Source organism: Niabella digestorum (genome assembly GCF_036409055.1).
Lineage (GTDB): Bacteria > Bacteroidota > Bacteroidia > Chitinophagales > Chitinophagaceae > Niabella > Niabella composti.
On sequence record NZ_JAZGLY010000002.1, the window covers coordinates 256753 to 280173 of the forward strand.

Below are 23421 nucleotides of genomic sequence, written 5' to 3' on the forward strand. Positions count from 1 at the left end.
AAGTTAGGTGAAATATAAATTAAAAATTATTTTAATTGAATATTGTTTGTTATATATTTACAAAACTTTTAAACTTTCCTCCTTATCCTCATTGATTTTTTTGACTAGTGCGTCTAATGTTTCAAATTTTTCTTCGGATCGCAGGAATTTTTTTACATATACGCGCAACGTACGACCGTAAATATCTTCATTGAAGTCAAACAGATTGACTTCTATAACCCTTTTTTGTCCGTCTACCGTGGGCCGGAAACCGATGCTCATCATACCTTTTATTCGTGGTCCATAACTGTTGTCATCGTTCTTTAGCGAGCCGTATACGGCATAGATGCCATCACCAGGAATAATTTTTTCTTCATTCACTACTTTGAGATTGGCGGTGGGATAACCCAGCTCCCGGCCTAATTTATCGCCATGTACCACTTCTCCTTCAAAGAAGAAATCATATCCCAAAAGTTGGTTAGTAATGGAAGTATTGCCATTTAGGATTGCTTCGCGAATTTTTGTGGAACTAATGCCGATATCTTCCAGAATGTGTTTGGGAATTTCTTTTAATTGATAATGATAGACATCTTTAAAGGCTTCTAATAATTTATAATTGCCCCGGCGGTTTTTACCAAAGCAATGGTCGTATCCTATAATGATGGTGTGTGGGTGAAATTTGTCTATCAAAAAGTTTTTCAGATAATCTTCAGGCTCCTGGTTGGCAAACGCATCGGTGAAGGGCGTTACAATGAGGTGATCCACGCCCAATTTGTCCAGCAATTCAATCTTTTCCTCTAGTGTATTAATCAGTCTTATTCCTAGTATGGATGAAGTGACAATTTTTCTGGGATGTGGGTGAAACGTGATGATGACAGACTCCCCGTCAGCTTCACGTGCTGTTTTGGTTAGCTGAGTAATAATCTTTTTGTGCCCCTCGTGCACGCCGTCAAAAGTGCCGATGGTAATTACGGCATTTCTGAATAGGGGCAGTTTATCAATATCGTAATGGATTTTCATCGGGCGCAAATTTAAGCTGATAAGTTAATAACTGACAGAATAACTTAAAACGTATCGAATAAACGAATGGTTTAAAATCTTACCTAGCAGAACACTATAGAGTTGATTGTGTTATCTTCGCACCTTTGAAAAGAATTGTTGACAGGAGTACCGCAGTACAAGTGTGCGACGCAAGACCGCTGAGTATTGTACCGGTGCCGGTAACATAATAAATATACCATGTCGTTATATTCCAAACGTGGCGTATCGGCCCAGAAAGAAGAAGTACATGAAGCAGTGAAGAACCTTGATAAGGGGTTGTATTCTAATGCATTTTGTAAAATTTATCCGGATGTACTGACAGGAGATCCTGATAGTGTAAATGTGATGCATGCCGATGGGGCAGGTACAAAGAGCATATTGGCATATTTGTACTGGAAAGAGACCGGAGATGCCAGTGTGTGGCGGGGTATTGCTCAGGATGCCATAGTGATGAATCTGGACGATTTGCTTTGTGTGGGGATTTACGATAAACTGGCCTTTTCTTCGACTATCGACAGAAACAAGACGCTGATTCCGGCCGAAGTGCTAAGTGAGGTGATTAATGGTAGTCAAGCATTTTTCGATAATATGAAGCAATACGGCGTGAATATCACCTTTATGGGTGGGGAAACTGCCGATGTAGGCGACGTGGTGCGCACCATTGCCGTAAACGGTACTATGGCGGCCAAATGGCCGAAAAGCAAGCTGATTACCAATGAAAAAATTGCAGCAGGTGATGTAATTGTAGGACTGGCTTCCTTTGGGCAAACCCATTATGAGCAAGCCTATAACAGTGGTATTGCCAGCAACGGCCTTACTAGCGCTCGACACGATGTGCTTAATAAATATTATGCCGATAATTTTCCTGAAACTTACGAGCCCTCATTAAACAAGGAAGTGGTATATATTGGTAAATACCGCATGACGGATACCATTACCATAGACGGTGCAGAGACCACTATCGGCAAGCTGATATTAAGCCCTACTCGAACTTTTGCTCCGGTGATGAAGGTGTTGCTGGAAGAACATTTCGAAGCGATTCACGGATTGATTCATTGTAGTGGAGGTGGACAGACTAAGTGCTTGAAGTATGTTCCAGATAACGTAAAAATCGTGAAGGATAATCTTTTTGCCCCTCCGGTAATTTTTGACATTATTAAGGAAGCCAGTGGGGCCGACGATAGGGAAATGTATCAGGTGTTTAATATGGGTACCCGTTTAGAAATTTATACTACTGAAGCCGCGGCAGCCGATATTATTGCTGTGGCAGCTTCATTTGGCGTGCAGGCACAAATAATAGGAAGGGTAGAAGCTGCGGATAAGAAAGGGCTAGATATCGTGCAAAATGGTGATGTAATAGCCCGTTATTAAATGATTTATTTTGTTGAAAATATAGGGAGCCGATGAGGCTCCATTTTTATTTTAAGTTTTGCATGTATTCTGATGGTGTCTGGCCGAACTGTTTTTGAAAATTGCGACCGAACTGTGTTAAAGAATGATAACCTACTTTTTCTGCAATTTCGCTCAGGGGCATGGTTCCTAGGCTCATCAACTCTACGGCTTTCTTCAGGCGGGAAAGGTTAATCATTTCGTTGGGTGAAAGATTGGATATGGATTTCACTTTACGATATAGAGTAGGGCGGCTCATATTCATGGCTAGAGCCAGATGCTCTACATCAAGGTCTTCATTGGCCATGTTTTCGACAATACAATTATTCAAGCGTTCTAGAAATTCTTCGTCGGTTTTGGTGTGAGCGATGCTTTTTATGTGTGCTAGTGGTGAGCTGATAAAATATTCCTTCAGCTTATTTCTGTTGGTAAGCAGACTAGATACCTGTGCGGCCAAGTGCTCAGGAGAGAAAGGCTTTTCAATATAGGCGTCGGCTCCTTCGTTCAATCCCTGAATTTTAGACTGCAAGGTGTTTTTGGCTGTAAGCAATATCATAGGAATATGGCTCAATTCGAAATTGGATTTGATTTTTCTGCAAAGCTCAAAGCCATCCATTTCGGGCATCATTACATCACTGATAACCAGATGAACGACTTCTTCCGATAAAATCTTTAATGCCTGGACACCATTAAGAGCTGAGAGAATGTGGTATTGCTCTCCTAGATCATCACTTAGGAATTCCAAGATATCTTCATTATCGTCAACGATTAGTATGGTGGGTTTTTCCGTGTGCACTGTAGTCTGCAAAGTTTTTTATGATTTAGCATCTAATGGTAGATGCAATGTAAAGATATTGATTCCATCAGCAGAATGTAAAACAATTGTTCCGCCTTGCAGTTCAGCCAACGATTTAGCCAGTGATAATCCGATGCCGCTTCCGGTAATTTTTTCACCGTGAGGCGTTCTAAAGAAAGGTTCAAACACTCTTTCCTGAAGTTCAGGTGGAATTACCTGTCCATCATTAGTAATGGTAATGATAACTTCTTTCTTGATATAGGAGGTGCGCAGCGTAATGTTTACACTGGATTTGCAGTATTTTATGGCATTATCAATCAGGTTGCTGATGATTTTTATGGTAGCGTCTTCATCTAGATAAGCATAAGCGTTCTTGGACGGTATAGATAGTTGGAAATTGATTTGTTTACGTTCAGCAAGAGGTAAAAAGTTTACATGCAATGTTTGGAGCAGCTCCGTAATATTTACTTGTTCTTTGTTAAGAGAAAACTCACCCGACTCTACTTTTCTAAAGTCCAATAGTTGATTGGTAAGCTCCAAAAGTCGCTGTGTATTTTTATCCATCGCACGCAGGTATTTTTCGACCTGTGGTACTTGACCGATATTGTTCATAATTTTTTCCATCGGAGCCCTGATGAGGGTAAGTGGAGTACGTATTTCATGTGCAATACTTGTGAAGAATTCTATTTTGGATTCATAAGCTTCTTTTTCCTTAGCTCTTTCGAAAAGCGCCATCTGAATTTTTTGTTTTTCTTTTTGGCGGTTGTGATAGAACATAATAACGATATACACGGCTAGTATACCTAACAGTATATAAACTGTATACGCCAGTTTGCTAAGCCACCAAGGGGGGAGAATTTCAATAGTTAAAGATTTTTCATTGTTGGCCCAATTGCCTTTACTGTCGGTGGATTTTACAACGAACCTATAAATGCCCGGCGATAAATTGGTGAAGTATACCCTGCGATTGGTTTTTATGTAATTCCAATCTTTGTCTACTCCTTCCAGCTTATAGGCATATTCAATATTTTGTGGTGATGTATAGTATAATGCAGCAAAGTCGAAGCTCAACGATGACTGCATATAATTGAGACGGATGTGCGGCGTGTTTAACAATGATTCCTGTAATGGTCCTTGTGAGTTGATATCTACATCTATATTATTCACCTGCATACTGGTGATATATACAGGAGGAACAATGTGGGGGGTGTTCAGTTGGGAGGGATCGAAGCGTATCATCCCCTTTACACTGCCAAAGTAAATGCGCCCCATACGGTCTTTAAAGGCAGAAGAGTAGTTGAATTGATCACTTAAAAGCCCATTAGCCTGTGTGAAAATGTTAAGCACACCCGTGTGAGGATTCATACGGACCAATCCTTTTGAAGTGGTAATCCAAAGAAATTGCTCATTGTCTTCAATAACGCAATACACCAGATTGCTAGGCAACCCGTTTGCTGTAGAAAAAGAACGGATGCGCTGGGTTTTGAGATTGATGCAGAAAAGCCCGTCCTCTGTGCATATCCATAATTGATGATTACTGTCTATATAAGTATAGGTAACGCGGTTCTTTTCAAGACGGTCGGTGCCGTTTTGAAGATACTTCAAGCGGCCATATCGACCTAATTCAGGGTTATAATAATACACGCCATTTTTAAAGGTGCCTAGCCATACGTTGCCATTTGCATCTTCAGTGATAGCAGAGTAGAAGCCTGAGGGGAGAAAGTCCAGTTGCCTGAAGTTTTGTTGTTGGCGGTTATATAAATAAATACCGTTAGAAGTTCCTACAAGAATCCGGTTGTTACTAGTTTTAAAAACAGAGTGAATAAAGTTGCTCTTCAGCTCGTAGGGGCCTGGTCCGTAAGCGAAATGTTTTATTACTTTTCGGGTGCGCATGTCCATGATATCCAAGCCGTGTTCGAATGTGCCGATCCAAAGATGGTCTCCATCAATCATTAATCCGTGTATGTTGGTATGAGTAAGGCCGCTATGACCATCTTTAGGGGATAGTGTGGTGAATTTGCCTGTTGCAGGGTTAAGGATGTTTAATCCTGCATCTTCGGTACCAATCCATATATTACTCCACGGATCTTCTATTATTTCTCTGACGGCATTGCCCTGAATGGTATTTGTACCGGGGATATAAAAAAATTTTTCAAAAGTGAGGTTTTGGTTAGAATAATAATTTATCCCTCCGAAATAAGTACACGCCCATATACCACCTTCGCGATCTTTAGCAAAAGAATAAACGGCGTTGTCTGATAGGGCATAGGGGTTGACAGTGTTTTTTTTAAGATGCTGAAAACTGTTTTGATGTAAATCGTATATATAGATGCCACTTTCGGTAGCAATCCAAAATTCATTTTCTTTATTTTGAATAAAATCTCTTACATAAATTTCAGTGTTGTCATCATTATAAGTAAGGATATCTTCATAATGACCTGTGTCGGGGTTGAATTTTTTCACACCTTGACTGGAGGTGCCTACAAAAAAGAATCCCAACCCTGTATCATATATTTTGTCAATCCATCCGGAGGATGAGGGCGGAGAGTGCCAGAATACATTATAAATATTAAACGTATTGGTTCGCGAATTAAATCTTAACAGCTCTCCACTAATATTACCTATCCATATTTCTCCTTTTTGCGAACGGGTAATAGTAACGCAGAAAGACAATTCTTTGGTATTATCAAATCTTTCAAGGTTTTTGGTAGCAGGGGTGTATCGGTGCACTTTAAAACCTGCCAAAAACCATAAATTGCCTTCTTTGTCAGTAGTGATGCCGCTGATTTCAGCTTGAGGAGCATCTTTTAATAATGTAAATCTTTCAGTAGCGTAATCAAAACTAAACAAACCTCTTTCTGTCCCTACCCACAATGTTCCTTTTTCATCTTCATATAATCTCCAGATAGAATTATTGCCAATACTATTGCTATCGGAAGGATTGTTCCTATATATTTTAAATGTATATCCATCGTAGCGATTTAGTCCGTCTTTAGTTCCAAACCACAAAAAGCCTTTGCTATCCTGTAAGGTACAGATAGCTGTATTATTGGATAAGCCATCTTCTACCTGCAAGTGTTTGAAATAATAAGGCTGGGCATGCAATGAGTACATGCTAAAAGAAAACCATATACAAAGAAGGATATGTATTATACTATTACGCAACAACAACCGTTTTAGTCAAACCTACAAATATTTTAATCATTTTGTATCCTCTCGTCGCTTATATGAAAAGATTGAGACAGTTTGATGAAAAGTTGAGACAAAATAAACGGCCGTTGTATTGGGGGTAAAATAATTTTGATGGATACGATTTACTAAACACCGTCGAAAAGGTTTGCTGTATGAAATTAAATATTGTATCTGCCTGCTTGATATTTTTGTTTACTGTATTTATAGTTCAAGGTTGTGGTAAAGGCGAAACTGACCCACAGTCTACCCCCGACCCAGATCCAATAGAGAATACCGAGTATGTTAATCCTGTGTTTAAACCTATACTGGCCGATCCTACGGTAATATGGGATCCTGAGAGCGGTTATTTCTACGCTTATGGCACTGAAGATTATTGGGATACAGACAAAAAATCTCACATCGTTGCTATTGTACGCTCTAAAGATCTTGTTAATTGGACTTACTCCGGAGATGCCTTTAATGTAAAGCCTAGCTGGAAAGCCGATGGTGGTATCTGGGCACCGGATATCGCGCTTGTAAACGGTAAGTATCATCTGTACTATTCTTATTCGATATGGGCAGATCCTAATCCTGGTATAGGGCTGGCCATTGCTTCTACCCCTTCGGGCCCTTTTACCGACGTGGGTAAAATGTTTTTGTCTTCAGAAATAGGAGTACCCAACTCTATTGATCCATTTTATTATGAAGACGGAGGAAAAAAATATTTGTTCTGGGGTAGTTATAATGATTCGCCATCACAAGGAACTTATGGGGTAGAACTTACTGATGACGGGAAGGAGGTGAAAGATATGAGCCAGAAATTCAAAATTGCTGCCGGTGATTTTGAAGGGGTAAATCTTTTTAAGAAAGGAGAGTACTATTACTTTTTTGGTTCAAAGAATAATTGTTGCGATGGAGCAGCAAGTATATATCAGGTACGAGTAGGACGATCTAAAAATCTTAAAGGTCCTTATCTCGATAAAAACGGAAAGGATATTGCAGAGCGCGGCAATGGCACCCTTGTTTTACAGCGTAACGAAAAATTTGCCGGGCCTGGACATAATGCGCGATTAATAACGGATAAGAATGGTGATGACTGGATGTTATATCATGCTATGGATGTGAATAATGCCATGATTGGCGGCGTCAACCAGCGTGCATTGATGTTGGACAAAGTAAATTGGGATGCGGATGGATGGCCCATTGTTAATAATGGAACTCCTTCTTATACTCCACAGCCTAAGCCCGTATTTTAAGTGTGAGTTTATTTATGAATAACCAATCATATATTTTTTAGCATACAATTCTTTTCACTCATAAACGAAGTTGTCATATGAGATTAACACAATCGCAAGCCAAAGCATGTAATCATGCTGCACCTTTAAGTCATCTTATCATGAGAAGACTTGTAAAACGATACTTCTTTTTATTCATCCTTCTTTTTCTATCCAGTGGTATTATGGCGCAGATCATTACCGGTACTGTCACGGATGAAAAAAATGCTCCTTTACCCGGAGTGAGTGTATCGATAAAGGGAGGTACTTCAGCTACTGTAACCAATGAGCAGGGAAACTTTAGTATCGATGCACAGCCTGGTCAGACGCTGGTATTTTCTTATGTAGGTTATGCTTCGCAGGAAGTACTAGTAGGAGATAGCAAAACTATTAACGTACAACTGGCGGTTTCAGCAATAGACCTGGGTGAGGTTGTTGTGGTAGGGTACGGTACACAACAAAGAAAAGATTTGACGGGTGCCGTGTCAGTGGTAAATGCTTCGGATGTTAAAAAACGTCAGGCAACAACGGTAGCGGAGGCCTTACAGGGGCTTGCTACAGGTATTAAGGTAAGAGGAGGTGGTCGTCCCGGATCGGAAGCACAGATTCAGATTCGTGGTTTAAAAAACCTATCTAATACAAATCCATTATATGTGATAGATGGATTAATTACTACAGCTAACAGAGATTTCAATCCCAGTGATATTGAGTCTATTCAGATTTTGAAAGATGCTTCTGCTGCGGCTATTTACGGTTCGCGTGCAGCAAACGGTGTGATCATCATTACTACTAAAAAAGGTAAAGAGGGGCCGATGAAGATTGATGTATCAGCAAAGTCCGGTATTCAGATTATGCCGCGCTACGATCTTGCAGATACTAAAGAATTTACACGCTTGAACTATATGGCGTATGATAATGCCGGGGTACCCAGACAACAGTTGGATACTACTATTAATACCGACTGGCAAGACGTTGCGTTCAGAACAGGACATGTTAATGATTTAAACCTATCTTTCTCAGGAGGTGGTAAGAATGGTTCTTACCTTACATCTCTCGGCTATTTTGGAAACAAAGGAACGGTAATTAGTACATCTTTTGATAGATTCAGTTTTAGAGTGAATACTCAGGGTTCAAAAGGTATTTTCAGTATTGGTGAAAATATCGCCATCTCCAATGCAAAGGCCGATGAAATGAATGGTAACCCCATTATTGATGTTGTGCGAATGCTGCCAACCATACCTGTGTATAATCCCAATAATCCCGGTGGCTATGGCTATGGCGATGAAGCGAAAGCGCGTACGTTTGGTACCAACCCTCTTGCTATAGCTAATCTCATAGATGAAACCAATGAAAACCTTAGAATTCGTGGTAATATATGGTCGGAGCTCAAATTTACCAATTGGTTGAAATACCGTTTAAACATGGGATATGAAACCAGCCGTGATCATTACAAGTATTTTAGAAGACCGGGTAACTGGACCCTTAATCAGGCATACGAGCCTTCTATTGCTAACGAGAATAGAGCTGAGTTTGTGTCGAAACTGATAGAAAATACTTTAACATTCAAACATAAGTTCTCCAAACACGATGTAACCGTTATTGCGGGTCAGTCCTTCCAGCAGGATGATTATGCACAGATATGGGGTGAGAAACGTGAGATACTCCAAAATTCAACCGGACATTATTATGATGTGCTGGACCAGGGCGTGAATGCTAAGTTAGGAGGGTATAGAAACAGAGCCGTATTGCTTTCATACTTTGGAAGAGCTGAATATGCTTATGATGACAAGTATCTGTTAAACGTGGTTTTCAGACGGGATGGATCTTCCCGCCTCGGCGCAGGCCATAAATGGGGGAACTTCCCATCTGTATCAGCGGCTTGGCGAATCAGTAGGGAAAACTTCTTTAACGTAGATTGGGTGAATGACTTAAAGATAAGAGCCAACTATGGTACATTGGGTAGTTCTAATATTGGTTATTACGAATCCCGGGCATTTATCAATACACTTACTACCATCACTATGGGAGTCAATCAGCAAAAACAGTTAGCTGCTACACAGGTACAGTTGGCTAATAGCGATCTGCGCTGGGAAACTTTAAGACAGCAGAACTACGGTTTTGATTTATCAGTTTTAAATAACAAGTTGTCCATATCAGCAGAATATTTTATAGCTCGTACTACCGATGTACTGTATCAATCTCCAATTCTGATGACAACAGGACACGATGGTAGTGCGCCTCGCTCCAATGCACTCACTTTACAAAATAAAGGGTGGGAGCTTTCTGCTACTTATCGTAACTATGATCATGCCTTTGGATATTATCTGGGAGCAAATCTTACTACACTTCGCAATAAAGTGGTGGAATTGGGTTATGGAAGAAATGAATTGTATGTAGGCAATACCGTTACACGAGTGGGACAGCCCATTGGTATGTGGTATATGCTGCAAACTGACGGACTGTTTCAGTCGCAAGAAGAAGTGGATAACTACAGAAATGCTGAAGGTAAAATCATACAACCTACAGCAAAACCTGGTGATATAAGATTTAAAGACAACAATGGGGATGGACAGATTACTAATGAAGATAAGGTAATAGTAGCAAGCCCCTGGCCGAAACTAGAGCTAGGATTCAATACTGGAGCCTCTTATAAGAATTTTGAATTTACTATGGATTGGTTTGGTTCTTTTGGAGCTAAGGTGTTTAATGGTCCCAGAAGTGTTACTGATAGATTCGATGATAACTCCAATTATCGTTCAGGAATCAAGCCATGGACACCGGAGAATCCTAATACTAATGTGCCTCGTGCCTATTATGCTTCTACTCTTAACTCGCGCGGTGATACTGATAGATGGCTTGAAAATGGAAGTTTCTTCCGTCTGAAGTTGATTAGCATTGCCTATAATCTTCCGGATCATTTGTTGAAGAAAATAGGATTTGCGAATGCTCAAATCTCCTTAACCGGACAGAATGTTATCACCATTACTAAATATACTGGTTTAGATCCAGAGTTTAGCAATAGCAGCATATTTGAGAAAGGGTATGATAGCGGGGTATATCCTAACGTAAAGATGTATTCTTTAGGTCTTCAGCTTGGTTTCTAAATTGAATAACGATATTAAATATAGTAGCATATGAAAAAGCTTTTATTAATACTTATTGTGGTGGTACTTCTTACTCCATCTTGTAGTAAGAGTCTGCTAGATCAGATGAACCCCAATACGCTTACTGTAGAAGAGTTCTGGAAAACAGAAGCTGATGCGGAAAAGGGAGTGAATGCTATTTATGGCATGTTTTATCAAGATGGTACTTGGGCCCGATGGATTTTCTTCAGATTGGATCTCACATCCGATGAAGGCTTCAGTAAAAGTCCCTGGATAGAGCTGGGAGACTGGACCCGTTTTCAATATGTCAATTATGATTTCTGGGAAGGGAATAACTGGACCTGGCGCGACACCTATAAAGCAATATTCAGATGTAATCAGGTGTTGAAATATGTGCCCGATATTGAGTTTAGCGATCCAACTAAAAAAGAACGGATATTGGCACAAGCAAAATTCTTGAGAGCTTTCCATTATTATTATGCCGCTTTGTTGTGGGAAAAAATACCTATTGTGCTTGAACCTCCGGTTGATCCTGGCGTACAACATCCTGAAAGTCCATTAGAGGATGTATGGGCTCAAGTAGAGAAAGATCTTAATGAGGCTGTAGTGGCTTTACCTGAAAAATGGGATGATGCTAATGTAGGCCGACCCACTAAAGGTTCTGCATATGGTATGCTTGCAAGAACGTACATGCAACAACATAAGTGGCAACAGGCAAAAACCGCTCTAGACTATTTCTTTACAGGGGCAGGCAAGGACTTGTATGACCTGGTAGATTTTAAAGAAAACTTCCGTGCTACTCAGGAAAATAATAAGGAGTCGGTATTTGAAATTCAGCACTCCAACGAAAATACTGGAGGCGATTGTGATTGTGTAGATAATAATATGGGTTCTAACAGGCCTCAGTTTTTCGCTCCAAGAGGTATTGGCTGGAGTGATGGGCAGGCAAGGTACTGGCTAGTTGAAGAGTTTAAAAAAGAAAAAACCGTGGATGGTGAAATTGATCCACGCCTTAGATATTCCTTGTTCTATCCTGATTTGGAAAAGGATTTCGGAGATAAAATATATGGTCGTAGCTGGGAATGGGATCCTGATGAAGCATGGTTTAAGAAATATTCTAGAGATTATTATCGTAATAATGAGGATTACTTCAGTGAGGTGAATAATCGCGTCATCAGATTTGCAGATATCCTATTGATGTATGCTGAGGTATTGAATGAGCTAGGACAAACTGCAGATGCTTATCAGTATGTAGATCGCGTTCGTCAACGCTCTAAAATGGCGCCACTGGCCACAAAATATCCATCAATCGGAAATAATAAGGATTTGTTTAGAGAAAGATTAAAAGTGGAAAGAGCATTGGAACTATGCGGGGAGAGTGTTCGTTGGGCTGATTTAAAGCGTTGGGGCGATTTAGATACACAGGAAAAAGTAAATATAGTAGCACAACGCGACCCTGACTTTAAAAACTTTGAAGTAGGTAAGCATATTCGCCTCCCGATACCACAGGTTGAGGTGCTGAATAACCCCTACCTGAATCAAAATCCCAAATATTAATTCATGATAGTGTTCATATAAGCAATGCTACTATGTTAAAAGTCTTACTCTATAAGGTGATTACTGGTTATATCTGGCTGCATTCTTTTGTATGTGCATGGGGGTGTGCCAGAGATACCAGCATTCCTGACAAGGATCCTATTCCTGAGATGAAGCCAAAAACCATAAAGTGGGATAACGCAACATTGGTAAAAATAGCCGCACCTCCTCAGGGTAAACCTTATGCTGGGTACGCCAGACTAATAGAGTTACAAGACGCTCGTTTATTATGTGTATACGAATCTGACGGCCATATTTGGCAGACTATAAGCGAAGACAAGGGGAAAACTTGGCAGGGGGCCAAGATTGTTGCAGCACAAGAAGATGGCATCAATATGGCTGTTCCGGATATTCTACAATTACGGAACGGCCATTTATTACTCATGTATAATCCTCGCCCATATAATATAGATCCATCGCGACGTTTTGCCATAAGGGTTAAGATTAGTACCGATAATGGTGATACTTGGTCCGAGGCTAAGGAAATTTATCGAGCAGGGTATCAATTTGAAAACGGTTGTTGGGAGCCCGCTGCTATTCAATTACCCGATGGTACTATACAGTTGTTTTTTGCGAATGAAGGTATTTACACGCAATCTGATGAGCAGAATATTTCCATGCTTATCTCTACTGATAATGGGCAAACTTGGACTACCGACCCCAAGATTATCAGTTTCAGAGCAGGTAAGCGCGACGGTATGCCCGTTCCCTTACTTTTAAAAGGAGAGGAGCGTATTGCAGTTGCTATTGAAGACAACGGCTTTGTTAACTTCAAACCATATATTATTACCAATACACTTCAGGAAAATTGGAGTGAAACCGTATTAAGTGATAGTCCCAATCGAATTTATGCAATGGCAAAGCCGGTTGATGATGAAGTATATGCGGGTGCTCCTTATCTGCGTCAGCTCTCCACCGGCGAAACAATTTTATCTTACCAAGGTACAGAGGGACGACCATCTCACAGGCTGGAAGATGCCGTTATGAAAGTGATGGTAGGAGATGAACAAGCAAGAAACTTTGATAACCGAACCGAACCGTTTAATATACCCGCCGGAAAGCATGGTTTATGGAATAGTGTTTCTGTCCTGAGTGATGATACCATTATCGCTATCACGAGTACGAATGCTTTCAGTAATGGTCCTACAGAGGTATGGATGATAAAAGGTCGATTAGTCAAGTAATCTATTAAGCAATAACATATAGTTTTTCATGCAAAGCAGGGGAGCCATTTTATTACTAATAATTTTCATCACGATTTGTTTCTCATCCAAGGCACAGCTAAAACCTGTACTGGATATAGATTTCCCGGATCCTACAGTGATTGAGGCTAATGGCAGGTATTATGCTTTTGCCACTAATACAGGAAGCGGAGGAAATTACAGACGTGTACAGGTAGCTGTGTCAGATGATTTACAGGATTGGAAGCTATTGGGTGATGCTTTACCACAGTTACCTGCTTGGGCTTCGACACATTTTTGGGCTCCGCATGTGTTATATCATGAGGAGCTACAGCGGTATGTACTATTTTTTTCGGCCCAGTCAAAAGACACTTCGCGCCAGCGAATGGGGATCGGCGTCGCTTTTTCAAAAAATCCCGAGGGACCGTATATTCCTGAGCCGGAAGCCTTAATGATTGATACGGGGTTTAAAACAATAGATCCCATGGTAATGAAAGATCCCAAGACCCAAAAGTACTATATCACATGGGGGTCTGATTTTGCACCTATAAAAATTAGAGAACTACACTCATCCATGACCCGTTTTGCCGACGGTTCCTCCGAAAAAGTCCTTATTCCCGCCGGAAAAGATAAAGCATATGCACGTTTGGTAGAAGCTCCATGGATCGATTTTCAGGATGGCTTTTATTATTTGTATTATTCGGGCGATAACTGTTGTGGGGCAGAAGCTAACTACGCTGTTCTAGTGGCACGCGCTACTAGTATTACAGGCCCATATACCCGATTGGGCGAGTGGAATAAGACACAGCATAGTGTTATCCTGGAAAAAGATCAAAATTTAATGGCCCCGGGGCATAATAGTATTATACAAGACAAATCTGGAAAAAAGTGGATTGCCTATCACGCCATCCCTATGGATAGGTTTAAGGAGGGAAGATATGCACGTCTGATGTATCTCAGCCCTATTGAATACAAAAATGGGTGGCCGGTAGTCAAGAAATAGTGTTTTTTTATTGGGGTTATTTAAGCTGCAATTTTGAATTGCCAATCAAAATAATTAGGGATGATGGGTAAAAATGAGACAAATAGTAATAATTATGAGACATTATTGACATTGTAAGCGTAGCGTAACATCTATATTAGCAACTTGATTATTGAGGAAAGATTGCGTGTGATATGAAATCTTCTTGCCATATTTACTGATGTTAATTTATTTAAACATTAATTGACTGAGATGAAGTTTAAAATGAAGTTTACGGTAGCTGCTATAATAGCCGCTGTATTAGGAATGCCTGTTATGGCTCAGAGTTGGAAACCTGTCGAAGGGAAAATTATGACCCCTTGGGCTGAAAAAGTAAATCCGAATCGTCCTTTGCCAGAGTATCCCCGCCCACAGTTAAAAAGAATGGGCAACTGGCAAAACCTAAATGGATTATGGGAATATGCAATTACTGCTGAATCTCAGAAGAGTTTTCCCGCGTCGTATGAAGGACATATATTAGTGCCTTATCCCATAGAGTCCGCTTTATCTGGAGTGGGAAAGCAGGTTGGTAAAAGTAAAGCTCTATGGTACAAAACCGAGTTTACATCGCCTAATTTGTCTAAAGGGAATCAGCTCCTATTGCATTTTGGTGCAGTAGACTGGAGAGCTGATGTATATGTAAATGGAAAACATGTTGGAACGCATGAAGGTGGTTTTGATCCATTTTCTTTCAATATTACTGCTTATCTGAAGAAAGGGAAAAAGCAAGAATTGGTAGTGCGTGTGTGGGATCCTACAGATGAAGGCCCTCAACCTAGAGGAAAGCAGGTAAATAAACCCGAAGGAATCTGGTATACTCCAGTTACCGGTATCTGGCAGACTGTATGGACAGAAGTAGTGCCTGCGGCCTATATTGCCGCAACTAAGCATACACCTGATGTAGATAATAAAGTGCTTAAAGTAAAGGCAGATCTTGCAGGTGCTCAGGTAGGAGATGTTGTAAAATTCGTGGCATATGATGGTGCTCAGCAAATTGGGGAAACCACTTTGCCTTCGGGAGTAGAGGGAGAAATTGCAATTGCTAATCCGAAATTATGGTCACCATCTTCCCCACATTTATATAAACTAAAAATTTATCTCACGCGAGGTGGTCGTCAGATAGATTACGCAGAAAGTTATTTTGCAATGCGTAAATCCTCCCTTAAAAAGGATGCTAATGGCATCAACCGTCTTGCATTGAACGATCAGTTTCTATTTCAATATGGTCCGTTGGATCAGGGATGGTGGCCCGATGGTTTGTATACAGCACCTACTGATGAAGCGCTGTTGTTTGATATAGTAAAAACCAAAGAGATGGGCTTTAATATGATCCGCAAACATATTAAACTGGAACCTGCTCGTTGGTATTATTACTGTGATAGTGTAGGTATTCTGGTATGGCAAGATATGCCCAGCGGTGATATGGGTGGCAATAAATGGGATATGCATCCTGGTAAGATATCCGGTCGTAACCATGATAAACAACGTAGCTCCGAATCGGAAGCATACTACAGGAAAGAGTGGAAAGCAATAATGGATGCCTACCATAACTTCCCCTCTATTGTGGTGTGGGTACCGTTTAATGAAGCATGGGGGCAGTTTAAAACTGTAGAAATTACAGAGTGGACAATGAATTACGATCCTTCTCGCCTAGTAAATAGTGCTAGTGGGGGTAATTTCTTCTACACTGGGCATATATTGGATATTCATAATTATCCCGATCCCAGCATGCCCGATCCAAATATTTTTGGAAATGGTCCAGCTGCGCTGGTACTGGGCGAGTTTGGAGGATTAGGACTGCCTATTGAAGGGCATACCTGGCAGGATAAAAATAATTGGGGATACCAAAGCTTCAAGAACAAAGACGAATTAATGCAGCGTTACACACGCTTAATGAAAGATTTGAAGCCATTGATTTCATTAGGATTGTCCGCGGCGGTATACACCCAAACTACCGATGTAGAAATAGAAACCAACGGTATTTTGACTTACGATAGAAAAGTAGTGAAGATGCCTGAGGCAACATTGAAAAGCTTACATCAGGAGTTGTATAATGTTTCGGTGAAATAAGTAACCTAAACTAAAGATTATGGTTCCGTTTGGAAGGATTTGTATACTCAGTGGGGCTTTATTGTGTTGTTTAGGGAATGCTCATTTCCTATTCGCACAGGCTTCAAAAGAGAAACGCTCCAAAGTTACCATAGTGGATCGGCCCGATAATTCAGTAGGCAACCGATTCTATCCTTCCAACAGAAAACCATTGCTACCGTCTTATTTTATCAAACTTCCAGTAGGAACTATTAAGCCTAAAGGATGGCTGTTAAGGTATCTGGAATTGCAACGCGATGGTTTGACCGGTCATTTAGGAGAAATCAGCGCCTGGCTATCAAAGAAAGATAATGCCTGGCTTAGTAAAGATGGGAAAGGTAGCAATGGTTGGGAAGAAGTTCCCTATTGGTTAAAAGGATATGCCAATTTGGGATATATTCTGGATGATCCAAAGATCATTAGCGAAGCCAACATCTGGATAGATGCTGTACTGAACAGTCAGCAAAAAAACGGCTACTTCGGTCCTTTAATTATCAAAAACGGAAAGCCTGATCTGTGGGGCAACATGATTATGTTATGGTGCCTGCAGTCTTACCACGAATACAGCGGAGATGAGAGCGTGCTGCCATTTATGGAAAAATATTTCCAATGGCAGTACAATCTTCCTGATAGTTTAATGCTTAAAGATTATTGGGAGAATAGCAGGGGAGGGGATAATATTTTAAGTGTATATTGGTTATATAACCGTACAGGAAAAGAATGGCTGCTAAAGTTGGCAGAAAAACTTCATCGCAATACAGCCAACTGGCGACAGCCCGGAGCACTTCCCAACTGGCATAATGTAAACATAGCTCAAGGTTTTAGAGAACCAGCAACTTATTATTTGCAGTCTCACAATATTGCTGATCTAAAAGCCACTTATAATAGCTTCAGAACTATTCGGGAGAAATATGGCCATGTACCGGGGGGGATGTTTGGAGCTGATGAGAACGCGCGTGAAGGTTATACCGATCCTCGTCAAGGTGTGGAAACTTGTGGTATAGTGGAACAAATGGCTTCTAATGAAATATTGATTGGTATTACCGGCGATCCTTTCTGGGCCGATCATGCAGAAGAAGTAGCGTTTAATACTTATCCCGCTGCGGTAATGCCCGATTTTAAAGCATTGCGATATATTACCAGTCCTAATATGGCTATTAGCGATAGCAGAAATCATCATCCAGGGATTGACAATAACGGACCTTTCTTAATGATGAATCCTTTTAGTTCTCGTTGTTGTCAGCATAATCATGCGCAGGGGTGGCCTTATTATTCGGAACATGTATTTATGGCTACGCCCGATAATGGACTGGCTGCAATACTTTATTGCGAAGCGGTAGTAAAAGCTAAAGTTGGAGATGGAGAAGAAGTGGAAATAGAATCGCAGGGGCGTTATCCTTTTGATGAGATGATCAGTTTTACTATTCGCACCCCCAAAACCGCTGTGTTTCCATTCTATTTAAGAATGCCGGCATGGTGCGAACAGGCGCAACTGCGTATCAACGGTAAAATTGTTCAACAGAAAATCAAGCCGGCTGCTTATATAAAAATTGATCGACACTGGAAGAATGGAGATCAGGTGCAGTTAGTATTGCCAATGAAATTAACCGTAAAACAGTGGACGGCTAATAAAAATAGTATTAGCATTAATAGAGGACCATTAACCTATTCTTTAAAAATAAAAGAACAGTATGTAAAAGCGGATAGCAGAGCTTCTGCCATTAGTGACTCCAGATGGCAGGAGACTGCAGATCCTGAAAAATGGCCTTCGTTTGAAATTTATCCCGCATCAGCCTGGAATTATGGTTTGTTGTACAATGGCGAGGGGCCTTCCGCCATATTTCAAGTTGTGAAAAAATCTTGGCCTGCGGATAATTTCCCATTTTCTCAACAAAGCGTTCCTATTGCTATCATGGCGAAGGGAAAGAGAATTCCGTCTTGGACAATTGATCAATATGGGCTTACAGACACATTACCCCAGAGTCCTGTAAAAACAACAACGTTGCCGGAAACGATAGAGCTAATACCCATGGGAGCTGCACGATTGAGAATTGCAGCTTTTCCTGTGGTAGAGTAATTATGAAGCTTGTGAGATATTTTCCTTATAGTGAATCGAGTATTATTTCTTCTCACGATAAATGTATGTTATGCTAAGAAAGTATTTTATTTTACTGATATTACCGGCTATATGTTTGATAGCCGCTTGTGGCAATAGTAATAATCAGGAGGAGAGTGCACAGGCTGAAGCAAATGTGCGCACCATATGGACAGCTGAAAAAGCAAATGAGTGGTATGCCAATCAACCTTGGTTTGTAGGAGCTAATTTTCTACCGAGTACAGCTATCAATCAACTGGAGATGTGGCAGGAAGAAACTTTTGATACTACTACTATAGATAGAGAACTTGCTCTGGCAGCATCGATTGGTATGAATGTGATGCGTGTTTACTTACACGATCTTGTTTGGCAACATGATGAGCAGGGTTTTTATGACCGCATTAATAAATTTCTTGAAATTGCCGACAAGCACGGTATAAAAATAATATTTACCATTTTTGACTCCTGCTGGGATCCTTTTCCAAAACCGGGTAAACAGAGAGAGCCCAATCCTTTTGTACATAACTCAGGATGGGTGCAAAGTCCAGGACAGAATGTATTAAAAGACTCTACCCAATATCCCATGATGGAAAAATATGTTAAAGCCATTGTAAAGCAGTTTGCGAACGATGAGCGTATCCTGATGTGGGATGTATGGAATGAACCCGATAATATGACAGGCCCCTCTTACGAGAAGGTGGAAATCCCTAATAAAGTTGAATTGGTACTACCTTTATTGAAGAAGACATTTGAATGGGCAAGATCGGTGAATCCTAGCCAGCCGCTTACTTCGGGGGTATGGGCAGGTAATTGGGAAAGTGACAGTACACTTAAGCCCATCGAACGACTGCAATTGGAAGAGTCTGATGTTATTTCTTTCCATTGCTACGATGATTCGATCACCCTTGCTAAGAAGATCCAACAATTACAGCGTTACAATAAGCCTCTATTTTGTACCGAGTATATGGCACGTCCAAATAAGAGTACTTTTCAATCTTCACTACCTGTAGCTAAAGCCAATAAAGTAGCTATGGTGAACTGGGGATTTGTAGATGGCAAGTCTCAAACTATTTATCCCTGGGATAGCTGGACTAAAACCTACACATCAGAACCTCCACTATGGTTTCATGATATATTCAGAAAAGACGGTACACCATATATGCAGGAGGAGGTTGATTTTATAAAAGAGATAACCGGAAAATAATAGTTGCATTCATATAAATATAAATTCATCATGAAACGATTGTTACTGCTTGCCCTATTTTGGGTTTTAGGAGTTGTACAATTACATGCTCAAAACTCCAGACACGATAACCCTCTTATGGCCGATCCTACGATTTTCTATCATAATGGTATCTATTATTTATATGGTACCGGACCGGGGGCACATGGATTTAAAGTGTTTACATCTACCGATAAAGTGCACTGGGAGGATAAGGGGATGGTATTAAAACCTGGTGAAAGTTATGGAGAGAAAAACTTCTGGGCCCCTCAGATATTTCAGTATAAAGGAAAGTTTTATATGGCCTATACCGCAAGTGAACATATTGCCATTGCAGAAGCAGATAGCCCGTTGGGCCCGTTTACACAAAAAGTGCTCCGACCAGTAGATAGCTCTCAGCGAATGATTGATCCTTTTATACTTATTGATGGAGGAAAGATTTATATGTATCATGTTCGCTTGGAAAATGCTAATCGCATTTTTGTAGGAGAGTTAACAGAGGATTTGTCCACCCTGAAACACGAAACTTTAAAAGAATGTATCTATCCTGAAGCTAATACGTGGGAAGATGTTGAAAATAAAAAGTGGAAAGTAACGGAAGGACCTACTGTAATAAAACATAAAGGAGTGTATTATTTGCTGTATTCAGGAAATGGTTTCAGAAGTCCTGATTATGCTGTGGGATATGCAACAGCTACAAATCCTGTGGGGCCATGGAAAAAATATGAAGGTAATCCTATCATATCGAGGAAAGATATAGGTTTAAATGGTCCCGGACATGGTGATGTTTTAATAGATAAGGATGGAAAGATGTATTACGTTTTGCACGTTCATTATAGTGATACATCCATCGGTCCCAGAAAAACAGCCATTGTTGATATTCGCTTTAAAAAGGTGGCCAAAGGACCTGATGTAATTGAAGCTGATTTTTCTACATTTCGCTTGTTGAAGAAATAAGTATTTCGGATGAGTAAGAAAGCTGTATTTAAAATGATAGAAGCCGTATGAGATATCTTTTAGTATTATTGGCAGCAGGTATGCTGACGTTGGGATGCAATTCAGGAAGAACTGCTAAACATATAAGGACATTCACCAATCCTTTATTGCCTAGAGGGGCCGATCCTTATTGTTTTTATAAAAATGGTTATTACTACTATACGCATACCACAGGGCACAATTTAGTTTTATGGAAAACTAAGGATATAACTGATTTAGCAAATGCTGAAAAAACGGTGGTATGGGAGCCTCCACCCAATACTATGTATTCGCATAGCATCTGGGCGCCGCAAATCCATTTTATAAATGGTAAATGGTACATGTATTTTGCTGCAGACAATGGTAATAACTATAACCATCGTATGTATGTGATCGAGAATGCATCAGCAGATCCTTTGGAAGGTGAATGGGTATTTAAAGGTAAAGTAGCTGATGCTACCAATAAATGGGCTATAGATGCGGATGTATTCGAACATAAGGGGAGTTTATATATGGTTTGGTCCGGATGGGAAGGCGATGAAAATGGACAACAAAATCTTTATATAGCACGAATGAAGAATCCATGGACTATAGAAAGTGAACGTGTGAAAATATCCAGCCCGGAATATGAGTGGGAAAAGCATGGCGATGTAAAGAATGAGAACGTGGGTCAGGTTTATGTTAATGAGGGGCCTCAGTATTTAAGGCATAAGGATAAAATCTTTATCGTGTATTCGGCAAGTGGATGTTGGACGGATTACTACACTTTGGGCATGTTATCTATAGATGCTGATGCTGATTTACTCAACCCAGCCAATTGGAAAAAACACCCAGAGCCTGTATTTAAAGCCGCTCCCGAAAATGGTGTATATGGCGCAGGGCATAATTCGTTTTTCAAATCTCCGGATGGTAAAGAAGATTGGATTTTGTACCATGCCAATCCTGAACCGGGGTTAGGATGCGGACGTCATAGGTCTCCACGGGCACAGAAGTTTACTTGGAATGAAGACGGTACTCCTAATTTTGGCAAGCCATTGAGCACTAAGACAGTACTACAAGTACCATCAGAATAAATAAAAAATCCATCCTTTTTGGGGATGGATTTTTTTTATGCAATTGTAGCTTATTAAAGTTCTCTAATCTTAATGTTGCGGAACCAAACATTGTTCCCGTGATCCTGCAAACCAATGCGGCCTACTTTGTAAGTGCCAAATTCAGGAATGCCTTTAAATTTGCTGTTTGCCACTAGATTGCGCCAGTTCTCATCCCATAATGTTGTACTTACAACATGTTGATCATTCAGATAAATATCCAGCTTGCCATTCACACAACGGATGAGGTATTGATTCCACTCTAAAGGAGGATTTGCTGCCTTTGTTTTGGCTGGAATCAGGTCGTATAAATCTCCGGCTTGATGCTTATATACTCTTCCGTCAGGATGCCCTTCGTTGTCTACAATCTGAATTTCTGGTCCTGTATACCACATGTATTTGAAGCGGTCCTTGTTTTCATGAACATAGATGCAGATGCCGCTGTTGCCGTTTTTATCAATCTTCCAGTCCAGCTTCAGCTCAAAGTTTTTGTATTCCTTATCAGTGACAATATCACCTCCCGTCTTGGGAGTGCCATCTTTAGTAGCGTCCAGATACAAAGTACCATTGGCTACTTTCCAAGCTGTGCCAATTGTTTTGGAGCCGTAGGCATGCCATCCGTCGGTTGATACACCGTCGAAAAGCAATTGCCATCCGGCAGCTTTTTCTTCTGGAGTTAATGTGTTATGCACTACTTCCGGAGCGGGCTTTGGTGCCGGTGTTTCTTCTTTAGGCTCAGGAGCAGTGGTTGGAGCCTGGGCTACGGGTGCCGGTTGTTCGGCAGTAGTAGGTGTTCCTGTATTAGTACGTGGCGCGCAAGAATACACTGCAATGGCAGATAATACAATTGCGGCACCGGTTTTTATTTTTTTCATTTTTTTAAAATTAAATATTTTAAAATTATCTGCTAAACCGATTTTGTAAACTTATATAAGAAAAGCAAAACACCTGGAGCGGGCGTTTTGCTTTTTTATCTATTTTTTCAACAGTAGAATGTACTCTACCATTTGTTTCGCTTCTTCTTCAGATACATTCGGATGAGGTGTCATGGGCACTTCTCCCCATACGCCAGAACCTCCTTCTATCACCTTTTTTGCTAATTTAGTAATAGTAGCATCGTCAGCTCCTGCATATTTATTAGCTACATCACGATAAGCAGGACCGGTAAGTTTTTCATCAATTTTATGACAGGTAGGACATTGATATTTTCCTGTGAGCTCCAGCCCCTTTTGATATACGGGATTTGACGAAAGATCATTAGATGCGGTGCTTTCACCGGAGCTAGGGGTATCGGATTTTTTATCACCATCACCACCTCCGCACGCTGCAATAAAGAATAACACGGATAGCGAAACTAAAATTTTCTTCATATTAAAATATTTATGCTTGAGTATTATA

16 protein-coding genes are annotated in these 23421 nt (G+C 40.5%); 11 read left to right on the plus strand and 5 right to left on the minus strand.

What is annotated here, in order from left to right:
• Positions 1–57: 57 nt before the first annotated feature.
• Positions 58–999, minus strand: coding sequence for a bifunctional riboflavin kinase/FAD synthetase (locus V2H41_RS03755; RefSeq protein WP_330973789.1), 942 nt, complete (start codon positions 997–999; stop codon positions 58–60).
• 219 nt (positions 1000–1218) lie between these two features.
• Here V2H41_RS03755 and V2H41_RS03760 point away from each other — a divergent pair, with 219 nt between their 5' ends.
• Positions 1219–2391, plus strand: a complete 1173-nt coding sequence (locus V2H41_RS03760) for an AIR synthase related protein (protein WP_330973790.1) — start codon at positions 1219–1221, stop codon at positions 2389–2391.
• Positions 2392–2437: 46 nt separating this feature from the next.
• On the opposite strand, the gene V2H41_RS03765 is transcribed toward V2H41_RS03760, so the two are convergent.
• Positions 2438–3217 carry a response regulator gene (locus tag V2H41_RS03765; RefSeq protein WP_330973791.1) on the minus strand — a complete coding sequence of 260 codons (780 nt, stop codon included), beginning with the start codon at positions 3215–3217 and terminating at the stop codon, positions 2438–2440.
• Between the two features lie 6 nt (positions 3218–3223).
• Positions 3224–6319: a ligand-binding sensor domain-containing protein gene (locus V2H41_RS03770; protein WP_330973792.1), complete on the minus strand. Its 3096-nt coding sequence runs from the start codon at positions 6317–6319 to the stop codon at positions 3224–3226.
• Between the two features lie 230 nt (positions 6320–6549).
• Here V2H41_RS03770 and V2H41_RS03775 point away from each other — a divergent pair, with 230 nt between their 5' ends.
• From V2H41_RS03775 to V2H41_RS03820, 10 genes are all read left to right on the plus strand, one after another.
• Entirely contained in the window at positions 6550–7632 is a 1083-nt protein-coding gene (locus V2H41_RS03775; RefSeq protein ID WP_330973793.1) for a family 43 glycosylhydrolase, read from the plus strand.
• Between the two features lie 77 nt (positions 7633–7709).
• A complete protein-coding gene (locus tag V2H41_RS03780) occupies positions 7710–10754 on the plus strand; it encodes a SusC/RagA family TonB-linked outer membrane protein (protein ID WP_330973794.1) in 3045 nt (1014 codons plus the stop codon).
• Between the two features lie 30 nt (positions 10755–10784).
• Positions 10785–12311 carry a RagB/SusD family nutrient uptake outer membrane protein gene (locus V2H41_RS03785; protein ID WP_330973795.1) on the plus strand — a complete coding sequence of 509 codons (1527 nt, stop codon included), beginning with the start codon at positions 10785–10787 and terminating at the stop codon, positions 12309–12311.
• Between the two features lie 32 nt (positions 12312–12343).
• Positions 12344–13534, plus strand: coding sequence for a sialidase family protein (locus V2H41_RS03790; RefSeq protein WP_330973796.1), 1191 nt, complete (start codon positions 12344–12346; stop codon positions 13532–13534).
• Positions 13535–13562: 28 nt separating this feature from the next.
• Entirely contained in the window at positions 13563–14534 is a 972-nt protein-coding gene (locus V2H41_RS03795) for a glycoside hydrolase family 43 protein (RefSeq protein WP_330973797.1), read from the plus strand.
• A 231-nt stretch (positions 14535–14765) separates the two neighbouring features.
• Positions 14766–16622, plus strand: coding sequence for a glycoside hydrolase family 2 protein (locus tag V2H41_RS03800; protein WP_330973798.1), 1857 nt, complete (start codon positions 14766–14768; stop codon positions 16620–16622).
• 19 nt (positions 16623–16641) lie between these two features.
• Positions 16642–18717 (plus strand): beta-L-arabinofuranosidase domain-containing protein, encoded by a 2076-nt coding sequence (locus V2H41_RS03805; protein ID WP_330973799.1) that lies wholly within the window; start codon positions 16642–16644, stop codon positions 18715–18717.
• A gap of 70 nt (positions 18718–18787) precedes the next feature.
• Positions 18788–19939 carry a cellulase family glycosylhydrolase gene (locus V2H41_RS03810; protein ID WP_330973800.1) on the plus strand — a complete coding sequence of 384 codons (1152 nt, stop codon included), beginning with the start codon at positions 18788–18790 and terminating at the stop codon, positions 19937–19939.
• A 30-nt stretch (positions 19940–19969) separates the two neighbouring features.
• Positions 19970–20914: a glycoside hydrolase family 43 protein gene (locus V2H41_RS03815; protein ID WP_330973801.1), complete on the plus strand. Its 945-nt coding sequence runs from the start codon at positions 19970–19972 to the stop codon at positions 20912–20914.
• A 47-nt stretch (positions 20915–20961) separates the two neighbouring features.
• On the plus strand, positions 20962–22005 hold the full coding sequence (locus V2H41_RS03820) for a glycoside hydrolase family 43 protein (protein WP_330973802.1): 1044 nt from the start codon (positions 20962–20964) through the stop codon (positions 22003–22005).
• A 53-nt stretch (positions 22006–22058) separates the two neighbouring features.
• Here V2H41_RS03820 and V2H41_RS03825 read toward each other — a convergent pair whose 3' ends face one another.
• Both V2H41_RS03825 and V2H41_RS03830 read right to left on the minus strand, forming a co-directional pair.
• The gene (locus V2H41_RS03825; protein WP_330973803.1) at positions 22059–22898 is read right to left on the minus strand and encodes a 3-keto-alpha-glucoside-1,2-lyase-like domain-containing protein; all 840 of its coding nucleotides are present in this window, start codon (positions 22896–22898) and stop codon (positions 22059–22061) included.
• Positions 22899–22997: 99 nt separating this feature from the next.
• Positions 22998–23393, minus strand: a complete 396-nt coding sequence (locus V2H41_RS03830; protein WP_330973804.1) for a c-type cytochrome — start codon at positions 23391–23393, stop codon at positions 22998–23000.
• Positions 23394–23421: the final 28 nt, after the last annotated feature.